Raw genomic sequence first — 23,618 nt, 5'->3', positions numbered from 1 at the left:
TCGGCGAGGGGAGGGGTAGCGCGGCGCGGGCGGGTCAGGGGTGCAGGCGGGCCTCGGCGGCGTCCCAGCGGGACTCGTCCCGCACGAGCACGCCGGGCTCGTAGCGCCGCAGGTGCTGCCCTCGGGCGCCGACGGCGCGCAGGGCGGCGAGATCGCCGTCCAGCACACCGGCCGCCCGGGCCTGGACCAGCACGTTGCCCAGGGCCGCCGCCTCCACCGGGCCGGCGACGACGGGCAAGCCGGTCGCGTCGGCGGTGAGCTGGCACAGCAGCTCGTTGCGGACCCCGCCGCCGACCACGTGCACGACGTCGACCGTGCGACCGCTCAGCCGGGCCGCCTCACGGACCGCCCGGCGGTACGCCAGCGCGAGGGAGTCCAGGACGCAGCGGACCGTCTCCGCCTGGGACTGCGGCGGCGTCTGCCCGGACGCGACCGCAGCCGCGGCGATCCGGGACGGCATGTCCCCCGGCGGCAGGAAGGCAGCGTCGTCGACGTCGACCACGGTGGTCAGCGCCGGTACCCGGGCAGCCGCGGCGAGCAGGTCCGCCAGGTCGGCGGGCAGACCGGCGGCGTCCCAGGTGCGGATCGACTCCGACAGCACCCACAGGCCCATGACGTTGCGCAGGTAGCGGACCGTGCCGTCGACCCCGAGCTCGTTGGTGAAGTTCGCCGCCCGGCTCGCCTCGGTGAGCACCGGCCCGTCGAGCTCCAGCCCGACCAGGGACCACGTCCCGCACGAGATGTACGCGAAGTCGCCGCCTCCCTCACCGCGCTCGCCCACCGCCGGGACGCCGACCACCGCGGACGCGGTGTCGTGCGACCCGACGGCGAGGACCGGCAGCGGGCCGTGGTGGCCGATGGCGGCGAGCACGTCCGGACGCACGGTGCCGATCGTCGACCCCGCCTCCCGGACCGTCGGCAGGAGCGCGGCGTCGATGCCGAGCGTCGCCGCGAGGTCGGTCGCCCAGGTCCGGGTCGTGACGTCGAGCAGCCCGGTGGTCGAGGCGTTGGTGACCTCGGCCCCCTCCTCCCCCGTCAGCCAGTAGGCCAGCAGGTCCGGGACGAGGAGCAGCCGCCGCGCCGCACCCAGCTGCGCGCTGCCGGTGGCCGCCACGAGCTGGAACACCGTGTTGAACGGCAGGACCTGCAGGCCCGTCCGCGCGTACAGGTCGGCCGCCGGCACGGTCCGGAACACCCGCTCGGCGACCCCGGCGGTGCGGGGGTCCCGGTAGTGCACCGGGTTGCCGAGCAGCGCGCCGTCGGCGTCGAGCAGGCCGTAGTCCACCGCCCAGGAGTCGATCCCGACCCCGGCGAGCGTGCCGGCCTCCCGGGTCGCCGCCCGCAGCCCGTCGAGGACGCCGCGGTACAGCGCCAGGACGTCCCAGTGCAGCGTGGTCGCGTCGGCGCCGCCTGCTCCGCCCACCCCGTCGGCGCCGCCCGCGCCGTCCGCTCCGCCCGCACCGTCTGCGCCGCCCGCACCGCCCGCGCTGACGGCGGCCCGCCGACCGACGACGACCGGGGTGTTGGGGAACCGGTTCACCTCGTGCAGCTCGACGCGCTGGTCCCCGGGTGGCCCCAGCACGCGACCCACGATGACGCGCCCGCTCGAGGCGCCCAGGTCCACGGCAGCGAACGCCGCGCCGTCGTCGTGCCCCGGGCGCCCGGCCCCGGGCCCGACCGCTTCGGTGACCACGTCCCCTACCGCAGGAACGCCGCGGCGACCCCGGAGTCGACGGGCACGTGCAGGCCGGTGGTCTGCACGAGGTCGGGCCCGGTGAGCACGAACACCGCGGCGGCGACGTGCTCGGGGAGCACCTCGCGCTTGAGCAGGGTCCGCTGCGCGTAGTACGCGCCCAGCTCGGACTCCGGCACCCCGTAGGTGGCGGCGCGCTGCGCGCCCCACCCGCCGGCGAAGATGCCCGAGCCACGCACGACGCCGTCCGGGTTGACCCCGTTGACGCGGATCCGGTGGCCGCCCAGCTCCGCCGCCAGCAGGCGGACCTGGTGCGCCTGGTCGGCCTTCGTGGCCGAGTAGGCGATGTTGTTCGGGCCGGCGAACAGCGAGTTCTTCGACGCGATGTAGACGATGTCCCCGCCGAGGTCCTGCGCGATCATCGCGCGGGCCGCCTCGCGGGCGACCAGGAAGGACCCGCGAGCCATCACGTCGTGCTGCAGGTCCCAGTCCTTGGTCGTGGTCTCCAGCAGCGGCTTGGAGATCGACAGACCCGCGTTGTTCACCACGAGGTCCACGCCCCCGAAGGCGAGCACGGTGGCCTCGACCAGACCGCGGACGTCGTCCTCGGACGTCACGTCGGCGCGGACGGCCACGGCGACGTCCGGGCCGCCGAGCTCGGCCGCGACGGCCTCGGCACCCTCGAGGTTCAGGTCGGCGATCACGACGCAGGCGCCCTCGGCGGCGAGCCGCTCGGCGATCGCCCGGCCGATGCCGGAGCCGGCACCGGTGACCAGGGCGACGCGCGTGGCCAGCGGCTTCGGCTTCGGCATGCGGGCGAGCTTGGCCTCCTCCAGCGACCAGTACTCGATGCGGAACTTCTCGGCCTCGTCGATCGGCGCGTAGGTGCTGATCGCCTCGGCGCCGCGCATCACGTTGATCGCGTTGACGTAGAACTCCCCGGCGACGCGCGCGGTCTGCTTGTCCTTGCCGAACGAGAACATGCCGACGCCGGGCACCAGCACGATCGCCGGGTCCGCGCCGCGCATCGCAGGGCTCTCCGGCGTGGCGTTGCGCTCGTAGTACCCCGCGTAGTCCTCGCGGTAGGCGGCGTGCAGCTCGCGCAGGCGGGCGACGACGTCGTCCAGCGGGGCGTCGGCGGGCAGGTCGACCATCAGCGGCTTGACCTTGGTGCGCAGGAAGTGGTCCGGGCAGGAGGTGCCCAGCTCGGCCAGCGACGGCGCGTTCTGCCGTGCGACGAAGTCCAGGACGACGCCCGAGTCGGTGAAGTGGCCGACCTGCGGCTTGTCCCGGCCGGCCAGGCCACGGATCACCGGGGCGAGCGCGGCCGCACGGGTGCGGCGCTCCGCCTCGGGCAGTGCCTCCCGGCCGGGGACGACCGGGCCGAACGGGTGCTGCCCGCGGGCGGCGAGCTCCGCGGTCCTCGCGGCGACGTAGGCCTCGGCCTCGGCGATGATCCGCAGGGATCGCCCCTCCGCCTCGTCGCTCGTGTCGCCCCAGGCGGTGATGCCGTGCCCGCCGAGGATGCAGCCGATCGCCTGCGGGTTCCTCGCCTTGATCTCGGCGATGTCGAGCCCGAGCTGGAAGCCCGGCCGGCGCCACGGCACCCAGGCAACGGTGTCGCCGAAGATCTCGCGGGTCAGCCTCTCGCCGTCCGCCGACGTGGCGATCGCGATGCCGGAGTCCGGGTGCAGGTGGTCGACGTGCGCGGCGTCGACCAGGCCGTGCATCGCGGTGTCGATCGACGGCGCCGCGCCGCCCTTGCCGTGCAGGCAGAAGTCGAACGCGGCGACCATCTCGTCCTCGCGCTCGACGCCCGGGTACACGTCCACCAGCGCACGCATCCGGTCCAGCCGCAGCACGGCGAGGTTCGCGGGCCTCAGCGTGCCCAGGTCGCCGCCGGACCCCTTCACCCAGAGCAGCTCGACCGGCTGCCCGGTGACGGGGTCGGTCCCGGTGCCCTTGGCGGAGGTGTTGCCGCCGGCGTAGTTGGTGTTCCGCGGGTCGGCGCCCAGCCGGTTGGAGCGCGCGATGAGCTCGGCGGCCGCCGACGCGGTACCCGGCGTGCCGTCGGCGGGCAGACCTGCGGCGCCGCGGGCCGTGCTCTCAGAAGTCCCGGTCATGGCTCAGGCTCCCCATCCGGCCTGCGCGCCACCGACGCGCTCGGCCACGATCGTCTCGGTGTAGCCCGACGCGGCGAACGCGGCCATCGGGTTCGGGTCCAGGCCCTGGGACTCGCGCAGCCGGGCGAGCAGCGGGCGCACGTCGGTGTTGTAGGCGTCCATCAGGGCGCCGTTGGCGCCGAGGACGTCGCCGGACTGCTGGGCGGCGTGCAGGGCCTCGGCGTCGACCAGGAGCGCCTTGGCCGTCGCCTCCTGGATGTTCATCACCGAGCGGATCTGCGCCGGGATCTTCGGCTCGATGTTGTGGCACTGGTCGAGCATGAAGTTGACGCCCGAGTCCGGCGCGAGGGCACCGTTGCGGACGATCTCGTGCATGATCCGGAACAGCTGGAACGGGTCCGCGGAGCCGACCATGAGGTCGTCGTCGGCGTAGAAGCGCGAGTTGAAGTCGAACGCACCCAGGCGACCGGCCCGCAGCAGCTGCGCGACGATGAACTCGATGTTCGTGCCCGGGGCGTGGTGGCCGGTGTCCAGCACGACCATGGCGCGCTCGCCGAGCGCGAGGCAGTGCAGCAGCGACGTGCCCCAGTCCGGGATGTCCATCGCGTAGAACGCGGGCTCGAAGAACTTGTACTCCAGGATGAGCCGGTGGTCCTCGTCGAGCGCGGCGTAGATCTGCGCCAGGCCCTCGGCGAGGCGGTCCTGGCGGGAGCGCAGGTCGTCCTGGCCCGGGTAGTTGAGCCCGTCCGGCAGCCAGACCTTGAGGTCCGTGGACCCGGTGGCCCGCATGATGTCGATGCACTCGACGTGGTGCGCGACGGCCTTGGCCCGGACGCGCGCGTCGGGGTGCGTCAGCGACCCGAGCATGTAGTCGTTGTCCTGGAACAGGTTCGAGTTGATCGCGCCGATGGTGACGCCGTGCTCGCCGGCGTGCTCGGCGAGCCGGGCGTAGTCCTCGACCCTGTCCCACGGGATGTGCAGCGACACCCGCGGCGCGACCCCGGTGTGCCGGTGGACCTGACCGGCGTCGGCGATCTTCTCGAAGGGGTCGCGCGGCACCCCGGCCTGCGCGAAGACCTTGAACCGGGTCCCGGAGTTGCCGAACGCCCAGCTCGGCAGCTCGATGGTCTGGGTCCGCAGGGCCGCGAGGGCCGCCTCGACCCGTCCGTCCCTGCCTGACGTCGTCGTCTGCGTGCTCACGTTCCGCCTTGTCGTCTCAGGACGTCCCACAGCGGTGTGAAACGTTTCAAGACGAACGCTACCCGGACGGCGCCACCCCGGTCAACACCGTCAGTCCGGCAGCCCCGCGGCGGCACGCTGCGCGTCCAGGTCGAACACCGTCTCCAGCTGGACGAAGCCCTCGTCCGGCGGGCCGTCGCTGCCGAACAGCGTCGCCATCTCCGCCTGCCACCGCGCGTTCACCTCGCGCGCGGCCATCGCCTCCCGTGCGGCGTCGAAGTCGTCGACCTCCACGACGCCGACCAGCAGCCCGTCCGGCGCCAGGTGCAGCGTGTAGTCACGCCAGCCCGTCTCGTGCAGAGCCTGGAGCATCTCCGGCCAGACCTCGGCGTGCCGCTGCCGGTAGGTCTCGATGCGGTCGGGGCGGATGCGGGAGATGAAGCAGACGCGTGCCACGTGGTCCTCCTTGCTCATCGGGCGGCTGGACGGGCTGCTGGACCCGCTGTGGACCGGCTGCCCGGCAGCCTGCCGGACCGGCTGCCGACCGACCGCCGGCCCGGTCGACGCGCGGCGTGGCCCGACCGAGCGCCGTCGCGCCCGTGAATCGGTTCATGGGCACAATGACGCTACGAGGCGGTCTGCCCACTTTCAACCGGCGCGGGCCGACCCGCGCCGCCGCAGCGGGGAGGAACCCGTGGTCACCACATCGGGCCGGGCCGACGCGTCGAGGCGCGGCACGCGACGGGCCAGCATCAGCGACGTCGCCCAGCAGGCGGGTGTCTCGCTGGGCACCGTGTCCAACGTCCTGAACCGCCCGGACCGGGTGTCCGAGGCGACCCGGGACCGGGTGCAGCGCGCGATCGAGCAGCTGTCGTTCGTCCCCAACGGCTCCGCGCGGACGCTGCGGGCCGGGACGCTCACCACGGTCGGCGCGGTCCTGCTCGACATCGCGAACCCGTTCTTCACCGAGGTCGCGCGCGGCATCGAGGACCGTCTCGGCCAGGACGACCACACGCTCATGCTCGCCAGCTCGGACGAGGACCCGGTCCGCGAGCACCGGTACCTGCGGCTGTTCGAGGAGCACGGCGTCCTGGGGGTCCTGGTGACGCCGGCCGAGGCGGAGATCGACCACCTGCTCGCGCTGCAGCGCCGCGGCGTGCAGGTCGTCCTGCTGGACCGACGGTCCCCCTCCCCCGCGATCGCCTCGGTCGCCGTCGACGACGTCGCGGGCGCGTCCATGGCCGTGACGCACCTGCTCGGGCTGGGGCACCGGCGGATCGGGTTCATCAACGGCCCGTCCACCATCGAGCAGTGCGTGGACCGCCGGGCCGGGATGCTGCGGGCGCTGACGACCGCGGGCCTGGACGCGTCGGCGATGGTCGAGGTCGAGGTGCCGTTCCTCAACGCCGACGGGGGCGAGGCCGGCGCCACGGAGCTGCTCGCGCTCGACGACCGCCCCACGGCGCTCTTCTGCGTCAACGACCTGACCGCCCTGGGGGCCATGCGCACGCTGCGGGCGCACGGGCTGCGCATCCCGCAGGACGTCGCCGTCGTCGGGTACGACGACGTCAACTTCGCCTCCATGCTGACCACCCCGCTGACGTCCGTGCGTCAGCCCACCCACGAGCTCGGACGCACCGCGGCGGACCTGCTGCTGCGCGCCGCCAACGGCCTCGCCGAGGAGCCCGCGCACGTGGAGTTCCAGCCCGAGCTCGTCGTCCGGGCCTCCTCGGTGGGCGCCGACGGCGGCGGGACGGCGTGACGGAGGTCAGGCCCAGGGCGCGCCCGTGCCGTCCATCCGCTCGTAGAACGGGTGACCGGGCCCGATGTCCCCGCGCCGCACCCTCGTGCCCGTGAACGCCGAGGCGTAGATCGCCGCGACCAGCTCCAGGGACCCACGGGCGTCGGCGAGCGTGACGGGCACCGGCTCGCCGGCGTCCATCGCGTCGAGCACGAAGGCGAGCTGGCTGACGTGGCCGCTGTCCGGCGACGGCTCGTCCGTGGCCCACAGGCGGGCGACGTCCTCGTGGCCGGGTGCGGGAGTGACGGTCCAGTGCTCGTCGCCGTACCCGTACAGGTGCTCCACCTCGACGGTCGCGCGCTCGGCGTCGACGCGCACGTGCGAGGTCTGCCGTGGGGACAGCGCCGAGCTGGCGATCGTCGCCAGGGCACCGTTCTCGAACCGGACGACGGCCGTCGACACGTCCTCCGTCGCGGTGTCCCGCGCCTGGCGGGCGGCCATCGCCGTCACCTCGGCCCACGGCCCGATGAGAGCGATGAGCAGGTCGAGCTGGTGGATGCCCAGCCCCATCGTCGGGCCGCCGCCCTCGACGTCCCACCTCCCGCGCCACGGCACCGCGTAGTACTCCGGCCCCCGGAACCACAGGGTGTCGCACGTCGCCACCAGCGGGCGGCCGAGCTGCCCGGACGCGAGCAGCCGGGCGGCTCGCAGGCCTGCCCCGCCGAACCGGTGCTGGACGACGACCGACGCCTGCACCCCGGTGCGCCGCGAGGCCTTGATGAGGACGTCCATCTCGGCCAGGCTCAGGGCGGGCGGCTTCTCCAGGAGCACCGCGACCCCGGCCTCGAGGCACTGCAGCGCCAGCGGCACGTGCGAGCCGGGCGGCGTGCAGATGTGCGCGAGGTCCGGGCGGCCGGTCGTGCCGCCGTCCGCCGTCGGCAGCTCGCCCGCCAGAGCGGTCGCCAGGTCGGTCCCCCAGGCCGGCAGCCCGTGCTCCGCGGCGAACGCCTGCGCGCGTGACGCGTCGAGGTCGACGCCGGCGACGACGACGGCGCGGTCGCCGTGCTGGGCGACCGCGTGGGCGTGGTGGTCGGCGATCGCGCCGGTGCCGATGATCAGGGTGCGGCGCGTGGTCACAGGGGTCTCCTGGTGCGGGGGCTGACGACGAGGGCGAGGGCGGCCGGGGACCGTTTCGCGGGGGATGTGCCGGTTGGCGCGACGTGCGGCGACGGCGCCACGGTCATCGGTCCACGGCCGGGCTCGTCCCGGCGCGCTCGGCCCAGCGGTGCTCGACGGTCACGGCGGCCAGGGCCAGCAGACCTCCGACGAGCAGCGCGAACGCCTCCAGCGCCCACACGAGCGCCACGCACAGGGCAGCGGCCAGCAGCAGCAGCACGGATCCGGGGACGTCGCGGCGTGCCCGGTGCGCGGCAGCCAGGACGGCGCCGGGACCTCCGGCGCCGGGGTGCCACGTGCCGGCGGTCCGGAGCGTGACGACGACGGCGACCAGGCCGACCGCCACGCTGACCGCCCCGATGACCGCGCCGCCGGCGAGCGACGTGCCCGCGACCAGCCACAGGTTGACGGCGGCGACCGTCAGCACGAACGGCACGAGCAGCGCGAGCGCCCACAGGTCGCGCAGCGCAGGGCCGACGCTGCGCAGCAGCCGGCCGAGCGAGGCGGCCTCGCCCGAGAGGTGCCGCCGCAGGTGGAGCGTCCCCGCCGCGAGTGCGGGGACCGCGGTCACCACCGGCAGGCTCAGGACCGCCACGACGACGCCCACCAGCCCGACCTCCCCGAAGAGGGAGAGCCGTGTCGTCCCGCCCAGCAGCCCGCCCCACGGGGCGGGGCCGTCGGTCGGTGCGTCGTCCGGGGGGTCGTCCCGGGGGGTGCCGGCGGTGCTCACAGGCCCCGAGGGTGCCACACGACCCACCGCCCGGGCCCGCAGGCCGGAGCCGACGCGGCCGCACGGACGAGGAGCGCTGACCTCTCCCGCACCTCCCCCGGACCGGGCTGACCGGGCCCGGCGGACGACCAGGGGGCGGTCCCGCCCGGGACCGCCCCCCCGATCGCCGGGCTCAGGTGGCGGGCAGGGTCCCGCCCTCGTCGGCGGAGCCCTCCACCGGGTCGAGCGAGGTGTCCTCGCCGTGGGACTCCGGGATGGGGTCGGGGTCCACGCCCAGCGTCGGCAGGTCGGGCTGCTGGGGGTCGAAGCTCTCGGGCAGGTTCTCCGTCATGCCGCCACGCTGGCACCGCCGGTCGCGGCTCGCATCCCGGGGCCGGCCTCCGCCGGTCGACCGGCACGCGAGCGCCCGGTCCCGGGGTCATCGCGCCGCGGTCCCGGCGCCCGGGCAGTCGACCTCGGCCGCCTTGAGCAGGTAGCCGGCGCCGCGCAGGGTGTGGATCATCGGCGCCCGGTCGGCGTCGATCTTGCGCCGCAGGTACGACACGTACAGCTCGACGATGTTCACCTGGCCGCCGAAGTCGTACTGCCACACGCGGTCCAGGATCTGCGCCTTGGACAGCACGCGGCGCGGGTTGCGCATGAAGAACCGCAGCAGCTCGAACTCCGTCGCGGTCAGGCGGATGGGGACGCCGCCGCGCGTCACCTCGTGGCTGTCCTCGTCCAGCACCAGGTCACCCACGACCAGCGTGCTGTCCTGCGCCTGGGCGCCTGCGCCCGCCCGGCGCAGCAGCGCACGCAGCCGCGCGACGACCTCCTCGAGGCTGAAGGGCTTGGTCACGTAGTCGTCGCCGCCGGCGGTCAGCCCTGCCACGCGGTCCTCGACGGCGTCCTTCGCGGTGAGGAACAGCACCGGCACCCGGGGGTGCTGCGCCCGGATGCGGCGCAGCACCTCCAGGCCCGACAGGTCCGGGAGCATCACGTCCAGCACGACGACGTCGGGTGCGGCGGCCCGCGCCGCCCGGACCGCCGCCTGCCCGCTCAGCGCCGTCTCCACGACCCAGCCCTCGTAGCGCAGCACCGTGGACAGCAGGTCGCCCAGCGCGGGCTCGTCGTCGACGACCAGGGCTCGGACCGACGAGCCGTCGGGCCGCGTCAGGCGTCCGGGCGCGGTCGGACGGGTGCCCGCGGAGCCGGCGGGCTCGGTGCGGGTGACCATGCCGAGGATCGTGGCGTGCGGTGCTCCACGTTCCCTGGGGCGCGTCTGTGAGCGGGCTGTGAGGTGGGACGCCGCCGGTGAGGCGGCGTCCCGCCGGTCAGGCCTGGTCGCCCGCGATGTTCACCATCCATGACACGCCGAAGCGGTCGGTGCACATGCCGAACTCGTCGCCCCACATCTGCTTCTCCAGGGCGACCGTCACGGTGCCGCCCTCGGAGAGCTGCTTCCAGTAGCCGCGCAGGGTGTCGGCGTCGTCGCCGCTGAGGCTCATCGCGATGTCGTTGCCGCGCGTGTACTCCGTGCCGGGCGGGTTGTCGGCCGCCATGAACGTCAGCGTGTCACCCGCCTCCAGCTGGCCGTGCATGATCTTGTCCGCGCCGATGCCGTCCGACGGCCCGTACTCGCCGAAGGTGCTCAGCATCAGCTCGCCGGAGAACACCGTCCGGTAGAACTCCAGCGCCTCGCGCGCGTTGCCGTCGAAGCTGAGGTAGGGGTTCAGGCGGATGCTCATCTCGTCCCTCGATCCGTGTCGGGTCGTCCGTGGTCGCGGTGGGCACGACCGGTGCGCACCCGGGCCCCGCCCGTGCCGCGCCGCCGTCCCGCCGTGCCCACCATGACCCGCACCCGGGCGCGAACTCATCGGTCCGGACCCGCCCGGCGACCCGTGCGGGTTGCCGGGCGCCGGACAGCCGTCAGGATGGCGCCATGAAGATCGCGGTGACGGGTGGAAGCGGCAAGCTCGGGCGAAGCGTCGTGCGGCGCCTGACCGACGACGGCCACGAGGTGGTGGTCCTGGACCGGGCCGGTGGACGCGGCAGCGGGGTGGTGCTCGTCGACCTCACCGACCACGGGCAGGTGGCCGACGCTCTGCAGGGCGTCGACGAGTGGCACTCGGGGTTCGACGCCCTCGTGCACCTGGCCGCCATCCCGGCGCCCGGGATCGTGCCTGACGTCGCGACGTTCCACCACAACATGCTGGCCACCTACAACGTCTTCCAGGCCGCCCGCCGGGCCGGGATCCGTCGGATCGTCTACGCGTCCAGCGAGACCGTGCTCGGCCTGCCGTTCGCGACCGACCCGCCGTACATCCCCGTGGACGAGCGGTACCCCGCCCGCCCGGAGACCACGTACTCCCTGGTCAAGCACCTGGAGGAGACGATGGCGGCGCAGCTGACGCGGTGGGACCCGCAGCTGAGCATCACCGCGCTGCGCTTCTCCAACGTCAAGGACCCCGAGGACTACGCCGACTTCCCGGCCTTCGACGCGGACCCGGCGCTGCGCCGCTGGAACCTGTGGGGGTACATCGACGGGCGGGACGGCGCCCAGGCGGTGGTCCGGGCCCTGGAGAACGCGGGGCCTGGCTTCGAGACCTTCATCATCGCGGCCGCCGACACGGTGATGTCCCGGCCGAGCGCCGAGCTGGCCGCCGAGGTCTTCCCGGACGTGGAGGTCCTCCGCCCGCTGCAGGGCACCGAGACGCTGCTCTCGATCGACAAGGCCCGCGAGCTGCTCGGCTACGCACCCGAGCACAGCTGGCGCGACCACGTGTGAGGCCCGGCCGCCCGGGTCACGAGGACCGGTCGGCCGGGCCGGGACCGGTCAGGCGGGCGGCGGGGTGCGGGCCGCGTCGATGACGCGGGTGAGGCCGTCCCGCAGCTGCTCCAGCTCGGCCACGCCCATGCCCAGGCGCTGCATGACGGCGGCCGGGATGGCCTCCGCATGCGCGCGGGCGTCCACCCCGGCCGGGGTCAGCGAGACGGCGAGGGCGCGCTCGTCGTGCCGGTCCCGGTCGCGCCGGACCAGCCCGCGCACCTCGAGACGCTTGAGCAGCGGGGACAGCGTGGCCGGGTCCAGGCTCAGGCGCGCCGCGAGGTCGGCGACCCGCAGCGGCGCCTGCTCCCACAGCGCAAGCAGCACCAGGTACTGCGGATGCGTCACGCCTAGCGGCCCGAGGAGCGGGCGGTACAGGGCGACGACGTCGCGGGCGGCCACGGCGAGGGCGAAGCAGACCTGCCGGTCCAGCGCCAGCAGGTCCGTCTCGCCGGGCGCCGCGGGGTCCGGCTGCGTCGTCACGTCCTGCGTCGCGGCGACGGCCAGGGGCGGTGGGGCCGGCGCTGCGGGTCCGGGCGCGGTGGAGCCGGTCGAGGGCCGGATTGCTGCGGTAGAGGGGGACGCGGCGGGAGCGGTCTCGGGCACGGCCGGAGTCTAGCCCGGCACCACTTATAGTTAGTGCCCTCACCAACTGCCACGAACGGAGCACCATGGGCAAGCGAGCGGACCGCGAGGGCCTCTCCCTCGGGTACCGCGTCGGGTACCGGATCCGGTACCTCACGCTCCACCTGTTCGGTCCCGCCCAGCTCGGGAGCGGCGCGGACCCGCACCGGCGCCTGGAACGCGAGCGCGCCGCGCGCGTCGCCGCGGCCCGGCGGGCTCGCCTGGAGAGGGAGCCGGACGGTCGCTGACCGGCCCGGACCGACCCGTGCCGGGAGCCGGTGCGGCCGCAGGTCACGCCGTGCGCCCGAACGTTGGACATGGCCCGCCGCACGCTCATCGGGGGACGGCCGCTGCCGAAGTGACGGGCGGCGGATCGGACCTCGACGGCGGAGCACGGACATGACACCGGTATCAGCAGGCACGCGCGCGGCCGAGCGCGAGCGCGCCGCGGAGACGTCCGGGGCGACCACGACCCTGACGCTGCGGCAGGTTGCCGCGCGGGGCGGCCCGGACGCGCTCGACCGGCTGCTCGCCCTGGCGCAGGTCCCGTACACGCTCGACGAGCTCCAGGACCAGTCCCGCTGGGTCGGCTACGACACCCGGATCCGGCTGTTCGAGGCGGCGACCGTGGTCCTCGACGACCCGCGGTGCACGTTCGACATGGGCCGCGAGGCGATCCGGTCGGGTCTGGCGCACTCGCTGGTGCTGCTCCTGCGCGCCCTGGGGTCCCCGGCGCAGGTCTACCGCCAGCTCCACCGGTCGGTCCCCAAGTTCTCGACGACCTCGACGATGGAGGTCCTGGAGTCCGGAGCGACGACCGCGGTCCTGCGCTACCGCCTGCACGACGGCTACGCGCACTCCCGCCTGGACTGCCTCTACACCCAGGGCCTGGTCGGCTGCGTCCCGGAGATCTTCGGCCTGCCGTCCGCCCGGGTGGAGCACGACGAGTGCCAGTCCGACGGGTACCCCGCCTGCGTCTACCGGCTGACCTGGGACCGTCGCCGCTCGTGGTGGCGGGCGCTGCGCGAGTCCCCGGTCGAGCCCGAGCTCCTCGCGCTGCGCGGCCAGCTGGAGGAGCTGCAGAGCGCGGCGACCGACCTGGTGCGCACGGAGGACCTGGGCGCCCTGCTGCACCGGATCACCGAGCGCGCCGCCGCGGCGGTGCTCGCGCCGGCGTACCTGCTCGCCCTGCACGACCCGGAGGGTGGGGAGCCGCTCGTCCACAGCCGCGGCCTGCCGCCGGGGTCCGTGGACGCGCTCGCGCGCCGGCTGCTGGCCGGGGATCCGCTCGGCGACAACGCGGTGGTGGTGGAGATCGCCTCGAGCCGTCACGTCCACGGCCGCCTGGCCGCGCTGCACCCCGCCGGGCAGCAGGGCCCCGCCGACGAGAGCACGCTGCTCAGCGCGTACGCGGGCCACGCGGCGGCCGCGCTGGACCTGCTCACCGCGCTCGAGGACAGCCGCCGCGGCGAGAGCCGGTCGACCGCGCTGCTCTCCCTCGCGCGCGACGTGCGCTCGGCCACGGAGCAGGACGCCGTCGCCCGGGTGATCCCCGACGCCGTCGTGCGGATCGTCGGGTCCGACGCGTCGACGGTCTTCACGTGGGACGCCTCCGCCGGGCGCCTGCGGCCGCTCCTCTCCGCGGGCCTGACCGCGGCGGAGGAGGACTTCATGGCGGCCAGCGTGCTGGAGCCGCAGACCTGTCCCGAGCTCACCGCGATCCTCACCCGGCAGGAGGCCACCCTGCTGCGCCTGGAGTCGGTGCACCCGACCGTGCGCCACCTGCTGGAAGGCCTGGACCTCACCCAGACGATGGTCACCCCGCTGCTGGTGGGCGGGGAGTTCTTCGGTGTCGTGACCGCTGCCTGGCGCGCCGCCAGCACGCCGAAGGCGTTCGAGGAGCCGCTCGCGCGCCTGTCGGGGGTCGCCGAGTTCGCCTCGACGGCCATGCAGAACGCGCGACTGCTGGCCACCGTGCGCCACCAGTCGCTGCACGACTCCCTGACCGGTCTGCCGAACCGCGTCCTCCTCGCGCAGCGGCTCGAGCAGGCGGTGCGGAGCCCGGGTGCCGGTGGCACCGTCGCGCTGCTGTTCTGCGACCTGGACCGCTTCAAGCAGGTCAACGACGTGCTCGGCCACGCCGCGGGCGACGAGCTGCTGCGCCAGGCGGCGGCGCGGCTGCGGGCCGTCGTCGGCGCGGGCGACGTGGTGGCGCGGCTGAGCGGTGACGAGTTCGCGGTGCTGCTCCCGGACGTGCCGTCCGCCCGGGCCGCGCAGGACGTCGCCGAGGCTGTCGTGGCGCGTCTGGCCACGCCGTTCCGCGTCGACGGCCTGGACCTGCGCGTGACGACCAGCGTGGGCGTCGCCGTGCGCACGGGCGCGAACGGCACGGGGCCGGACGACCTGCTGCGTGCGGCCGACGGCGCTATGTACGTGGCCAAGCAGCGCGGACGCAACCAGGTCGCCGTCGCGGACGGAGCCGAGCCGGCCCCCTGCGCCGCGTCCGGCGCCCTGTCCCAGCCCACCTTCGCCGCCGACCTGCGCGACGCCGTCGCCAACGGCGAGCTGCGCCTGCACTTCCAGCGCCTGGTGGACCTCACCGACGCCGACCCCCAGGACCCGACTGCGGTCCGGACGATCGGCGCCGAGGCGCTGCTGCGCTGGCAGCACCCCGAGCTGGGCCTGCTGCCCCCGGCCGCGTTCCTGTCCCTGGCGGAGGAGACCGACGTCATCGTCGAGCTCGACCTGTGGGCCGTCCGGCAGGCGTGCGCCGCACTGGCCCGGTGGGACGAGTGCGGCGGCCACTCCGGGCACGCCCCGCTGCACATCGCGGTGAACGCCTCGGCGCGCACGCTGTGCGACCCGCGGCTGGAGCAGACCGTGCGGCAGTCGCTGGGCGAGGCGAGCCTCGACCCGCAGCGGCTGTACCTCGAGGTCGTCGAGAGCCGGTCCCTGGTCGACCTGCCCAACGTCGTCGACCGGCTGTCGGGGCTGCGGCGACTGGGCGTGCGGGTGTCCCTGGACGACTTCGGCACGGGCTACTCCACGCTGTCGTGGCTGCAGCGGCTCCCGGTCGACCAGATCAAGCTCGACCGGTCGTTCACGAGCGGCATCACCGAGGACGCCAAGTCCTCGGCGCTGGCGCGCGGCGTGATCGCCCTGGCGCGCGAGCTGGACCTGGAGGTCGTCGCCGAGGGGGTGGAGACGCCGGCCCAGCTCGCGGCGCTGCGCGACGCGGGCTTCACCCGCGCCCAGGGGTACCTGTGGGGCAAGCCGGCGCCGGACCCGTACCAGCCGCCCGCGGCGGACCTCCTGCCCGCCCTGCCGGCGGACACCGCCCCGGGCCCGGCCGCGCGGGCCGCCGGCCGCCGCTAACCGGACGGGGCGCCCGGGACCTGGGTGAGGATGGGCCCATGACCCCTGATCCCGGTGCGACCGAGGCCGCCCCCGACATCCGGCTCATCACGGTGGACATGGACGGGACGCTGCTGGACGAGCACCACGAGATCCCCGCGTCGCTGTGGCCGCTGCTGCCGCAGCTGAACGAGCGGGGCGTGCTGTTCTGCCCCGCGAGCGGCCGGCAGCACGCGAACCTGGCGACGCGGTTCGCCCCGGTCGCGCGCGACCTGCTGATCATCGCCGAGAACGGGTCGTACGTGGCGCAGGGCGGTGTGGAGATCAGCTCCGCGACGATCGACCGGGGCGTCGTCGCCGAGATCGTCACCGCGGTCCGCGACCTGGCGGCCGACGTCGGCGCCGTGGTCTGCGGCAAGCGCTCGGCGTACGTCGAACGGCTCGACGCGCCGTTCCTCGCCGAGTGCGAGCGCTACTACACGCTGCTGCAGCCCGTGGACGACCTGCTCGCGGTGGACGACGACGTCCTCAAGGTCGCGGTGTTCGACTTCGGCTCGGCGCAGCACTCCACGGCGCCGGCGCTCGAGCGGTTCTCCGGCACGCAGCAGGTCGTCGTCTCCGGGCTGCACTGGGTCGACGTCATGCACCCGACGACGCACAAGGGCACCGCCGTGCGCGCGGTGCAGGAGCGGTACGGCATCACGCGGGCGCAGACGATGGCGTTCGGGGACTACCTCAACGACCTGGAGATGCTGGACGCCGCCGAGCACTCCTACGCCATGGCGGACGCGCACCCCAGCGTGGTCGCCCGCGCCCGGCACCTCGCGCCCTCGAACCGCGAGGACGGCGTCGTCCGCACCATCCGGGAGGTCCTGCGGCTGCCCGCGGCCTGAGGCCGTCGCCGCGCCGGGGGTGACGGGTCGGCGGGTCGCGACCCGGGGACGACCGGGTGGTGCCGCCGGTGGGGCTACGGTGGGCGGCCGTCGTCCGGACACGAGAGGGAGGTGCGATGCCCGGCTGGGTCGAGCACGCGATGTGGTGGCACGTGTACCCGCTGGGCTTCGTCGGCGCCGAGCGGGAGGCCCTCGCCCCGGACGCGCCCCCCGCGCACCGGCTCGGGCACCTCACCGCCTGGCTGGACTACGTCGTCGAGCTCGGGCTGTCCGGCGTCGCGCTCGGGCCGGTGTTCGCCTCCGCGACCCACGGGTACGACACGCTCGACCACTTCCGGATCGACCCCCGGCTGGGCACGGACGCCGACTTCGACGCGTTCGTCGCCGCGGCCCGGTCGCGGGGGCTGCGGATCACGCTGGACGGCGTCTTCAACCACGTCGGCCGGGGCTTCGAGCGGTTCGCCGACGTCCTGCGGGACGGTCCCGGTGGGCCCGCCGACCGGTGGTTCCACCTGACCTGGCCGGACGGCGCCGGGCCCGGCACGGAGCCCGGCTACCGCGACTTCGAGGGGCACCACGCTCTGGTCGCGCTGGACCACGACTCCCCCGAGGTCGTCGACCACGTCGTCCGGGTCATGACGCACTGGCTCGACCGTGGCGTGGACGGCTGGCGGCTGGACGCGGCCTACGCCGTCCCGCCGGCGTTCTGGGCCCGCGTCCTGCCCCGCGTGCGGGCGGCCCACCCGGACGCGTACGTGTTCGGGGAGGTGCTGCACGGGGACTACGCCGCCGTGGTGCGGGAGGCCGGCTTCGACGCGGTGACGCAGTACGAGCTGTGGAAGTCGATCTGGAGCTCGCTCAACGACGGCAACTTCTTCGAGCTGACCTGGACGCTGAGCCGGCACGACGCCCTGCTCGACACGTTCGTCCCGCTGACCTTCGTGGGCAACCACGACGTCACGCGCCTGGCCAGCCGCCTCACCGACCCCCGGCACGGCCTGCACGCGCTCGCGCTGCTGCTCATCCTGGCCGGGACCCCGACCGTCTACGCCGGGGACGAGCAGGGGCTGCGCGGGGTCAAGGAGGACCGCGCCGGCGGCGACGACGCCGTCCGGCCCACCTTCCCGCCGACCCCGGCCGAGCTGGTCCCGGGCGGCTGGTCGGTGTACCACCGCCACCAGGAGCTGGTCTCCCTGCGCCGCCGCCACCCGTGGCTGCACCGGGCGCGCACGCAGGTGCTCACCGGCACCAACCGGACCCTCGTGCTGCGCCAGCACGCCGGCGACGAGGCGCTGCTCGTGGCGCTCAGCATCGAGGACGAGGCCGTGACGCTGCCGGTCCCCGGGGCGAGCGGGACGCTCGCGGGTGACGGCACCCTGCGCGCCACGGGCGACCGCGGGCAGCTGGAGCTGCCGCCGCACGGGTGGGCGGTGCTGGCGACCTGAGCGGGGCGCCCCTCAGGGCGTGAAGACCGCTCGCAGGCAGCCGTCCTGCTTCTCCTTGAACATGGCGTAGCCCCGCGGACCCTCCTCGAGCGGCATCACGTGCGTCGCGAGGTGCTCGGTCACCAGCTCGCCGCGCTCCATGCGCTCCAGGAGCATCGGGATGTACCGCTGGCCGTGCATCTGCGCGCCCCGCACGGTCAGCCCCTTGTTGACCACGGCGCCCAGCGGGAACTTGTTCACGGCGAGCGCGAAGACGCCCAGCACGAACACCGTCCCACCCTTGCGGGTGTTGTAGATGGCCTCCCGCAGCGCGGTCGGCCGGTCGGTCTGCAGCCGCAGCTGGTGCTTGACCTGGTCGTAGGCGCCGGAGATCCCCCGCCCGTGCGCCTCCATGCCGACCGCCTCGATCGCGACGTCGACGCCGCGGCCGGCCGTCGCCTCCTCCAGCTCCGCGCTCACCGACGTGGCGGAGTAGTCCAGCGTCTCGCACCCGACGTGCCGGGCGGTGGCCTGGAGCCGGTCGGCGAACCGGTCGATGACGATGACCCGCTCCGCGCCGAGGAGCATCGAGGCGCGTGCCGCCATCTGGCCGACGCCCCCCGCACCCCACACCGCGACGACGTCGCCGGGCCTCACCCCGCCCAGGTCGGCGCCCATCCAGCCGGTCGGAGCGGCGTCGGAGGCGAAGAGCGCACGCTCGTCGCTCACGCCGTCCGGCACGCGGAAGGCGCCGACGTCGGCGAACGGCACCCGGATGTACTCCGCGTGGCTGCCGGCGTTGCCGCCCAGCGCGTGCGAGTAGCCGAAGCACCCGCCGGGCGCCGCGCCCCACATGGTCTCGGTCAGCGCCGGGTTGGTGTTGCCGTTGTCGCACGACGAGTACAGCTCCTGGCGGCAGAACCAGCACCGCCCGCAGGCGATGAACGAGCTGACCACCACCCGGTCTCCGACGGCGTGGAGGCGGACGTCCGAGCCGACCTCGACGACCTCGCCGAGGAACTCGTGGCCCAGGACGTCCCCGGCGCGCATGAACGGGATGTACCCGCCCAGCAGGTGCAGGTCCGAGCCGCAGGTCGTGGTGCGCCGCACCCGGACGATGGCGTCCTGGGAGTTGATCAGCCGGGGGTCGGGGACGGTGTTGACGGAGAGCTTGTCGATGCCGTCCCACTGCAGCGCCCTCACAGCCGGCCACCGCCCTGGGAGCGGCGGAGCGCCGCCCGCAGGGGCAGGCTCGTGACGGTGGGCCGGGTCGTGGACGGGCGGTCCGGCTGCAGCACCTCGCCGGTCTCGAGCAGCATCCTGCTGTGCCGCAGCGCCACCCGGATGCGGTCCTGCAGGTCGTCGGCGTCCGGCGCCTCCCCCGGGCGCAGGCCCGCGCGGGCGCGCACCGCGAGCTCGGTGCCGCGGTCACCCGGGGCGGGCACCACCCGCACCTCGACGCGGTCGCCGAGGTCCGCGATCGGCTGCGGCCAGCGGCCCGGCGACCCCACGTCCTGCGGCGCCAGGTTCACCGTGACCGCGTGCCACCGGTCCGGCCGCGGTCCCGCGCCGGGCCCGGAGCGGGCCGCCGCGCCGATCGCGGCGGTGCCGCCGATGGCCACGGTCGCCGCGGCGACCGCCAGCCGTCCTCTGTTCGTCACGACGGACCCCCGAGCCTCGCCGGCCCCGCGCTCGGTCGGCGCGGGCGCCCGTGAGCCGTCCACGCTGGCACCGGCCGTCGACGTCGGCAACCGCAGGTCACGCCGCGGCGGCCGTCCGCGCCCGGACCAGCTCGTGCACGTGCTCGAGCTTGCGCGCCACCCCCGGGGTGATCACGAACGGGTAGAGGTCCTGCCGGCCCATCGACCGGGTCATGGCGTTGAGGGCCATCGCGATGCCGTGCCACCGGCCGAGCACCTCGGTGATCGACAGGTCGGTGAGCTCGACCGCGCCGGTGGACAGGATCCGACCGGCGAGCGGCTCCGGCACCCCGTGCGGCCCGTCCACGGTGACGCCGACCGTCGCCGTCGTCTCCAGGACGTCGGCGATGTGCAGGAAGTGGGCGAACGTCTCGGCGAAGTCCTCCCAGGGGTGCGTGGTCGCGTAGTGGGAGATGTGCTGGTCGGCCCAGTCCTCGCCGGGACCGTCGCCGTAGTGGGCCTGGAGCGCCGCGCCGTAGTCCTGCCGCTCGTCCCCGAACAGCTCCCGGAACGGGTCGATCGTGCCGTCGCCGCGCTCCACCAGCATGAGCCAGTAGTAGTGGCCGATCTCGTGGCGCAGGTGGCCCAGCATGGTCCGGTACGGCTCGCCGAGCCGGATGCGCAGCGCCTCGCGGTGCGGGTCGTTGGACTCCGACAGGTCGATGGTGATGACGCCGTCCGCGTGGCCGGTGATCACCCCCTGACCCTCCACCGGCGCGAGCAGCCGGAACGCGAGCCCGTCGTCGCCCTGGCGCGGGACGACCGGCAGCGCGAGGTGGCGCAGCTGGCGGATCAGCCGTCGCTTGGCGTACTCGGCGAGCACGAGCTGGCTGTGCGCGGTCGGGTCGTCCGCGGGTGGCCCGTCGGTCGTCAGCCGGCAGGAGTCGCACGCGCCCTGCGCGGCGGGGTCCGGGGAGGCGACCCAGCTGCAGCCGATGTCGTCCCGTGACCGGCACAGCGGGTGCTCCTCCGCGCGGACGAGCTCGTCGAAGTCGGGGTCGAAGGCGATCTGGGTGTCGCAGGCCAGGCACACCCGGTCCTCGAACTCCACCCAGGCACGGCACTTCGGACAGGCGAACACGCGCACGGGAAAACCCTTCGATGGCGACGGCGGACGGGCGGCGGCGACCGACGCCTGCGCACCCGTCCCCTGGGTATCAGACTTCGTGCCCACCCGCCCGCGGGCGCGGGCCGCGGATCGCGGGGCGGGGCGCCGTCACCGCAGGACGCCCGGCCCCCGGCGGTCCAGACTGGGCCGCCGGCGACGGGCGCACCCGTCCTCCGCCTCCCCCACCGGGCGCGCCCGGATGAGTCTCAGGAGATGCGCATGTCCCTCGTCCTCGTCACCGGCTCGACCGACGGGATCGGCCTGGAGACGGCGCGCCAGCTGCTCGAGGCGGGTCACCAGGTCGTCGGGCACGCGCGCGACGAGGCCCGCGCGGCCGACGTCCGCCGGGCGCTGCCGGGTCTGCGGGACGTCGTCGTCGGCGACCTCACCTCGCTGGCGGCCACGCACGACGTGGCGGCGGCCGTGGTCGCGGCGGGCCCGTTCGACGCGGTGGTGCACAACGTCGGCGTGGGCGGCTCGGGCGGGCGCCAGGTCACCGCGGACGGGCTGGAGCGGATCCTCCAGGTCAACACCGTCGCGCCGTACCTGCTGACCGCGCTGGTCCCGCGGCCGGCGCGGCTCGTGTACCTGACGTCCGGCCTGGAGTCCCGGGGCCGCCTGCGGCTCGACGACCTGCAGCACGAGGACGGCTCGTGGGACGGCATGCAGGCCTACGCCGACTCCAAGCTGCACGACGTCGTGCTGGCCCTCGCGGTCGCGCGGCTGTGGCCCGGTGTGCTGAGCAACGCCGTGGACCCGGGGTGGATCCGCACCCGGATGGGTGGCCCGAACGCCACGGACGACGTCGCCGACGGCGCCGCCACGCAGGTCTGGCTCGCGACGGGCGACGAGGCCGACGCGCGGGTGACCGGCCGGTACCTCAAGCGGTTCCGCGTGCTGGACCCCAACCCGCAGGCCACGGACGTCGAGCTGCAGGAGGCGCTGCTGAAGCGGCTCGCGGAGCTGACCGGGGTCGAGCTGCCCCGCTGAGGCGACGCGCCGTGGTGGCCGTCCGGGTGCTGCGAGACCGCGTGCGAGCATGTCGGCCACCTGCCCACCCACCGAGAGGACGCCCGTGCTCCGCAGCACCGACCGCATCGAGACCAGCCACGCCGGCTCCCTGCCCCGGACACCCGCGCTGATCGCCGCGAACGCCGCGCGCGCTGCCGGGGCCGGCCCGGAGGGGTTCGAGGACATGCTCGGCGAGGAGGTCGTCGGGGTCGTGCGGCGTCAGCTCGACGCCGGCATCACGGTGGTCGGGGACGGCGAGTACGGCAAGGCGATGAGCTCGCCGATCGACTACGGCGCCTGGTGGTCGTACTCCTTCCAGCGCCTGGGTGGCCTGGAGCTGGACCTGGAGGGCCGGTGGGCCACCGAGTCGGTGACGTCCGGGCCGGGCGACGTGCGCCTGACCGGCTTCCTGCACCGCCGTGACCGGCAGCGCTTCGCCGAGGCGTACGCCGACCCGACGTCGGGGATCTTCACCGGTGGGGACGCGCTGCCGCCGTTCCCCAAGTGCACCGGCCCGCTGACCTACACCGGGCACGACGCCGTCGCGGCGGACGTCGCCAACATGACGACCGCGATGAGGGCGACCGGGGCGCGGGAGGGCTTCATCACCGCGCTGTCCCCGGGCAGCGCCTCGCGGATCACCGACGAGCACTACGGGTCGCAGGAGGAGTTCGTGTGGGCGTGCGCCGACGCGCTGCGCCCGGAGTACGAGGCGATCATCGACGCGGGCCTGATCCTGCAGATCGACGACCCGTCCGTGGCGGAGAACTTCGACCAGATCGAGCCCGCGCCGTCGGTCGAGGACTACCAGGCGTTCACCCGGATCCGGGTCGAGGCGCTCAACCACGCGCTGCGCGGGCTGCCCGAGGACCGGATCCGGTTCCACCTGTGCTGGGGCTCGTGGCACGGCCCGCACACCACCGACCTGCCGATGGCCGACGTCGTCCAGGTGATGCTGGAGGTGAACGCCGGCGCGTACACGTTCGAGGCGGCCAACGCCCGCCACGAGCACGAGTACACCGTGTGGGACGACGTCCGCCTCCCGGAGGGCAGGTCGATCCTGCCGGGCGTGGTCGGGCACGCGACCAACGTCGTGGAGCACCCGGAGCTGGTCGCGCAGCGCATCGAGCGGTTCGCCGCTCGGGTGGGGCGCGAGAACGTCATCGCGTCGACCGACTGCGGGCTCGGCGGGCGCGTGCACCCGCAGATCGCCTGGGCGAAGCTCGAGGCCCTGGCGGCCGGGGCGCAGATCGCCTCCGGCCGGCTGTGGCGTCCGGGCCGACGGGACGCGGTCGCCTCCGGCTGAGGTGCGCAGGTCGAGGTGACCGGGCCGAGGCGACCGGCCGACGTGACCGGGCCCGAGGTGAGCATGACGAAGGGGCGCACTCGTGACGAGTGCGCCCCTTCCTGCCTGCCGGTGCGGTGCGTCGGGCCGTGGACGCGCCCCGACGCGTACGGTGCGTTACGCTCGCACGCCGCCGTCGCGGGACACCTCAGGGGCGACCTCGTCCGAGGCCGCCGCACCGGGGGCGATGTCGGCGGCCGGTCCGGAAGCGGCGTCGGAGGTCGTGCCGGTCGCCCGGACGGTCCTCTCGCCGACCGCGTCGACCTGGTCGTCGACCTCGACGTCGGCGTCGCCGCTCTCCTCGACCGTCTCGCGCGGCTCCTCGGCGTGGCCCGCGACGGTGCCCGGGGCGTCGTCGTCGTGCTCGACCCGGCGCTCCCAGCTGCCGGACTTCGCCAGACCGCGGGCGACCATGTACCCGACGGTCAGGTAGGTGAGGTAGCGGATCGCGGTCTCGGCCCCGAAGGGGTCGCTGCCGCCGCGGCCGTCCTCGTCCAGCGCGAGCGCGGTCATGACGATCGCCAGCGCGGTGGCGGCGTACGCGAGGAGCTCGGTCGTCCGGAGTGAGGACTTGGTCTCGGTGCTCGGGCGCGGGCGCACCGCTGCGGTGGTCCGGTCCTGGGCGGACGCGCCCCGGCCGTCGTGCTGGGCGGTCTGACGGCCGCCGGACTTGTTGCGCCGGTTCCGGCGCTGGTTGCGAGACATGCGTGG

The 23,618-nt window shown here is 74.7% G+C and carries 22 protein-coding genes; 8 read left to right on the top strand and 14 right to left on the bottom strand.

All coding sequences use genetic code 11. The features are described 5' to 3' along the window. Positions 1 to 34: 34 nt before the first annotated feature. The 4 genes from CAE01nite_RS04690 to CAE01nite_RS04675 all read right to left on the bottom strand — a co-directional run bounded on the left by CAE01nite_RS04690 (position 35) and on the right by CAE01nite_RS04675 (position 5,451). Complete coding sequence (locus CAE01nite_RS04690; protein ID WP_246131009.1) at positions 35 to 1,693, bottom strand: rhamnulokinase; 1,659 nt, start codon at positions 1,691 to 1,693, stop codon at positions 35 to 37. A gap of 5 nt (positions 1,694 to 1,698) precedes the next feature. Then, the gene (locus tag CAE01nite_RS04685) at positions 1,699 to 3,816 is read right to left on the bottom strand and encodes a bifunctional aldolase/short-chain dehydrogenase (protein ID WP_146900695.1); all 2,118 of its coding nucleotides are present in this window, start codon (positions 3,814 to 3,816) and stop codon (positions 1,699 to 1,701) included. 3 nt (positions 3,817 to 3,819) lie between these two features. Then, positions 3,820 to 5,016, bottom strand: a complete 1,197-nt coding sequence (gene rhaI, locus CAE01nite_RS04680) for an L-rhamnose isomerase (RefSeq protein ID WP_146900692.1) — start codon at positions 5,014 to 5,016, stop codon at positions 3,820 to 3,822. 90 nt (positions 5,017 to 5,106) lie between these two features. Next, positions 5,107 to 5,451 (bottom strand): L-rhamnose mutarotase, encoded by a 345-nt coding sequence (locus tag CAE01nite_RS04675; protein WP_246131008.1) that lies wholly within the window; start codon positions 5,449 to 5,451, stop codon positions 5,107 to 5,109. A gap of 238 nt (positions 5,452 to 5,689) precedes the next feature. Here CAE01nite_RS04675 and CAE01nite_RS04670 point away from each other — a divergent pair, with 238 nt between their 5' ends. After that, positions 5,690 to 6,757 carry a LacI family DNA-binding transcriptional regulator gene (locus CAE01nite_RS04670; RefSeq protein WP_246131007.1) on the top strand — a complete coding sequence of 356 codons (1,068 nt, stop codon included), beginning with the start codon at positions 5,690 to 5,692 and terminating at the stop codon, positions 6,755 to 6,757. Positions 6,758 to 6,763: 6 nt separating this feature from the next. On the opposite strand, the gene CAE01nite_RS04665 is transcribed toward CAE01nite_RS04670, so the two are convergent. From CAE01nite_RS04665 to CAE01nite_RS04645, 5 genes are all read right to left on the bottom strand, one after another. Then, entirely contained in the window at positions 6,764 to 7,873 is a 1,110-nt protein-coding gene (locus CAE01nite_RS04665) for a Gfo/Idh/MocA family protein (protein ID WP_146900686.1), read from the bottom strand. Between the two features lie 103 nt (positions 7,874 to 7,976). Next, entirely contained in the window at positions 7,977 to 8,642 is a 666-nt protein-coding gene (locus CAE01nite_RS04660) for a hypothetical protein (RefSeq protein WP_146900683.1), read from the bottom strand. A gap of 172 nt (positions 8,643 to 8,814) precedes the next feature. Further along, the gene (locus tag CAE01nite_RS04655; RefSeq protein WP_146900682.1) at positions 8,815 to 8,973 is read right to left on the bottom strand and encodes a chromosome partitioning protein; all 159 of its coding nucleotides are present in this window, start codon (positions 8,971 to 8,973) and stop codon (positions 8,815 to 8,817) included. Positions 8,974 to 9,060: 87 nt separating this feature from the next. Further along, positions 9,061 to 9,858 carry a response regulator transcription factor gene (locus tag CAE01nite_RS04650; protein WP_146900679.1) on the bottom strand — a complete coding sequence of 266 codons (798 nt, stop codon included), beginning with the start codon at positions 9,856 to 9,858 and terminating at the stop codon, positions 9,061 to 9,063. Between the two features lie 97 nt (positions 9,859 to 9,955). After that, the gene (locus CAE01nite_RS04645) at positions 9,956 to 10,369 is read right to left on the bottom strand and encodes a VOC family protein (protein WP_146900678.1); all 414 of its coding nucleotides are present in this window, start codon (positions 10,367 to 10,369) and stop codon (positions 9,956 to 9,958) included. Positions 10,370 to 10,563: 194 nt separating this feature from the next. Here CAE01nite_RS04645 and CAE01nite_RS04640 point away from each other — a divergent pair, with 194 nt between their 5' ends. Beyond that, positions 10,564 to 11,409 carry an NAD-dependent epimerase/dehydratase family protein gene (locus CAE01nite_RS04640; protein ID WP_146900675.1) on the top strand — a complete coding sequence of 282 codons (846 nt, stop codon included), beginning with the start codon at positions 10,564 to 10,566 and terminating at the stop codon, positions 11,407 to 11,409. Positions 11,410 to 11,457: 48 nt separating this feature from the next. Here the strand turns inward: CAE01nite_RS04640 and CAE01nite_RS04635 are convergent, their stop codons facing one another. Continuing rightward, entirely contained in the window at positions 11,458 to 11,931 is a 474-nt protein-coding gene (locus CAE01nite_RS04635) for a MarR family winged helix-turn-helix transcriptional regulator (RefSeq protein ID WP_186816423.1), read from the bottom strand. 188 nt (positions 11,932 to 12,119) lie between these two features. Between CAE01nite_RS04635 and CAE01nite_RS04630 the strand changes: the two genes are divergently transcribed. The 4 genes from CAE01nite_RS04630 (at position 12,120) to CAE01nite_RS04615 (ending at position 17,764) form a co-directional block, all read left to right on the top strand. Next, positions 12,120 to 12,320: a hypothetical protein gene (locus tag CAE01nite_RS04630; protein WP_146900673.1), complete on the top strand. Its 201-nt coding sequence runs from the start codon at positions 12,120 to 12,122 to the stop codon at positions 12,318 to 12,320. 151 nt (positions 12,321 to 12,471) lie between these two features. After that, positions 12,472 to 15,447 (top strand): putative bifunctional diguanylate cyclase/phosphodiesterase, encoded by a 2,976-nt coding sequence (locus CAE01nite_RS04625; RefSeq protein ID WP_146900670.1) that lies wholly within the window; start codon positions 12,472 to 12,474, stop codon positions 15,445 to 15,447. A gap of 38 nt (positions 15,448 to 15,485) precedes the next feature. Next, the gene (locus tag CAE01nite_RS04620; RefSeq protein ID WP_146900668.1) at positions 15,486 to 16,319 is read left to right on the top strand and encodes a Cof-type HAD-IIB family hydrolase; all 834 of its coding nucleotides are present in this window, start codon (positions 15,486 to 15,488) and stop codon (positions 16,317 to 16,319) included. A gap of 116 nt (positions 16,320 to 16,435) precedes the next feature. After that, the gene (locus CAE01nite_RS04615; protein ID WP_146900665.1) at positions 16,436 to 17,764 is read left to right on the top strand and encodes an alpha-amylase family protein; all 1,329 of its coding nucleotides are present in this window, start codon (positions 16,436 to 16,438) and stop codon (positions 17,762 to 17,764) included. A gap of 12 nt (positions 17,765 to 17,776) precedes the next feature. Here CAE01nite_RS04615 and CAE01nite_RS04610 read toward each other — a convergent pair whose 3' ends face one another. The 3 genes from CAE01nite_RS04610 to CAE01nite_RS04600 form a co-directional block, all read right to left on the bottom strand. Further along, a complete protein-coding gene (locus CAE01nite_RS04610; RefSeq protein WP_146900662.1) occupies positions 17,777 to 18,946 on the bottom strand; it encodes a zinc-dependent alcohol dehydrogenase in 1,170 nt (389 codons plus the stop codon). Then, the gene (locus CAE01nite_RS04605; protein ID WP_222595820.1) at positions 18,943 to 19,404 is read right to left on the bottom strand and encodes a hypothetical protein; all 462 of its coding nucleotides are present in this window, start codon (positions 19,402 to 19,404) and stop codon (positions 18,943 to 18,945) included. The genes CAE01nite_RS04610 and CAE01nite_RS04605 overlap by 4 nt, the downstream gene beginning before the upstream one ends. A gap of 97 nt (positions 19,405 to 19,501) precedes the next feature. Beyond that, positions 19,502 to 20,524 (bottom strand): zinc-binding metallopeptidase family protein, encoded by a 1,023-nt coding sequence (locus CAE01nite_RS04600; RefSeq protein ID WP_281285558.1) that lies wholly within the window; start codon positions 20,522 to 20,524, stop codon positions 19,502 to 19,504. 246 nt (positions 20,525 to 20,770) lie between these two features. Here CAE01nite_RS04600 and CAE01nite_RS04595 point away from each other — a divergent pair, with 246 nt between their 5' ends. Beyond that, positions 20,771 to 21,541, top strand: coding sequence for an SDR family NAD(P)-dependent oxidoreductase (locus CAE01nite_RS04595; protein WP_146900655.1), 771 nt, complete (start codon positions 20,771 to 20,773; stop codon positions 21,539 to 21,541). A gap of 85 nt (positions 21,542 to 21,626) precedes the next feature. After that, a complete protein-coding gene (locus CAE01nite_RS04590) occupies positions 21,627 to 22,868 on the top strand; it encodes a cobalamin-independent methionine synthase II family protein (protein ID WP_222595819.1) in 1,242 nt (413 codons plus the stop codon). Positions 22,869 to 23,024: 156 nt separating this feature from the next. On the opposite strand, the gene CAE01nite_RS04585 is transcribed toward CAE01nite_RS04590, so the two are convergent. Continuing rightward, the gene (locus CAE01nite_RS04585; protein WP_146900649.1) at positions 23,025 to 23,612 is read right to left on the bottom strand and encodes a hypothetical protein; all 588 of its coding nucleotides are present in this window, start codon (positions 23,610 to 23,612) and stop codon (positions 23,025 to 23,027) included. Positions 23,613 to 23,618 lie beyond the last annotated feature (6 nt).

Source organism: Cellulomonas aerilata (assembly GCF_007991755.1).
GTDB classification, from domain to species: Bacteria; Actinomycetota; Actinomycetes; order Actinomycetales; family Cellulomonadaceae; genus Pengzhenrongella; species Pengzhenrongella aerilata.
This window is presented reverse-complemented; position numbering and strand designations above follow the sequence as displayed.

Excerpts from the sequence above, each read along its gene's own strand:
- CAE01nite_RS04620 (WP_146900668.1), top strand. The coding sequence starts at position 15,486 with ATGACCCCTGATCCCGGTGCGACCGAGGCCGCCCCCGACATCCGGCTC.
- CAE01nite_RS04585 (WP_146900649.1), bottom strand. The coding sequence starts at position 23,612 with ATGTCTCGCAACCAGCGCCGGAACCGGCGCAACAAGTCCGGCGGCCGT.
- CAE01nite_RS04625 (WP_146900670.1), top strand. The coding sequence starts at position 12,472 with ATGACACCGGTATCAGCAGGCACGCGCGCGGCCGAGCGCGAGCGCGCC.
- CAE01nite_RS04685 (WP_146900695.1), bottom strand. The coding sequence starts at position 3,816 with ATGACCGGGACTTCTGAGAGCACGGCCCGCGGCGCCGCAGGTCTGCCC.
- CAE01nite_RS04650 (WP_146900679.1), bottom strand. The coding sequence starts at position 9,858 with ATGGTCACCCGCACCGAGCCCGCCGGCTCCGCGGGCACCCGTCCGACC.
- CAE01nite_RS04655 (WP_146900682.1), bottom strand. The coding sequence starts at position 8,973 with ATGACGGAGAACCTGCCCGAGAGCTTCGACCCCCAGCAGCCCGACCTG.
- CAE01nite_RS04595 (WP_146900655.1), top strand. The coding sequence starts at position 20,771 with ATGTCCCTCGTCCTCGTCACCGGCTCGACCGACGGGATCGGCCTGGAG.
- CAE01nite_RS04630 (WP_146900673.1), top strand. The coding sequence starts at position 12,120 with ATGGGCAAGCGAGCGGACCGCGAGGGCCTCTCCCTCGGGTACCGCGTC.
- CAE01nite_RS04640 (WP_146900675.1), top strand. The coding sequence starts at position 10,564 with ATGAAGATCGCGGTGACGGGTGGAAGCGGCAAGCTCGGGCGAAGCGTC.
- CAE01nite_RS04615 (WP_146900665.1), top strand. The coding sequence starts at position 16,436 with ATGCCCGGCTGGGTCGAGCACGCGATGTGGTGGCACGTGTACCCGCTG.
- CAE01nite_RS04645 (WP_146900678.1), bottom strand. The coding sequence starts at position 10,369 with ATGAGCATCCGCCTGAACCCCTACCTCAGCTTCGACGGCAACGCGCGC.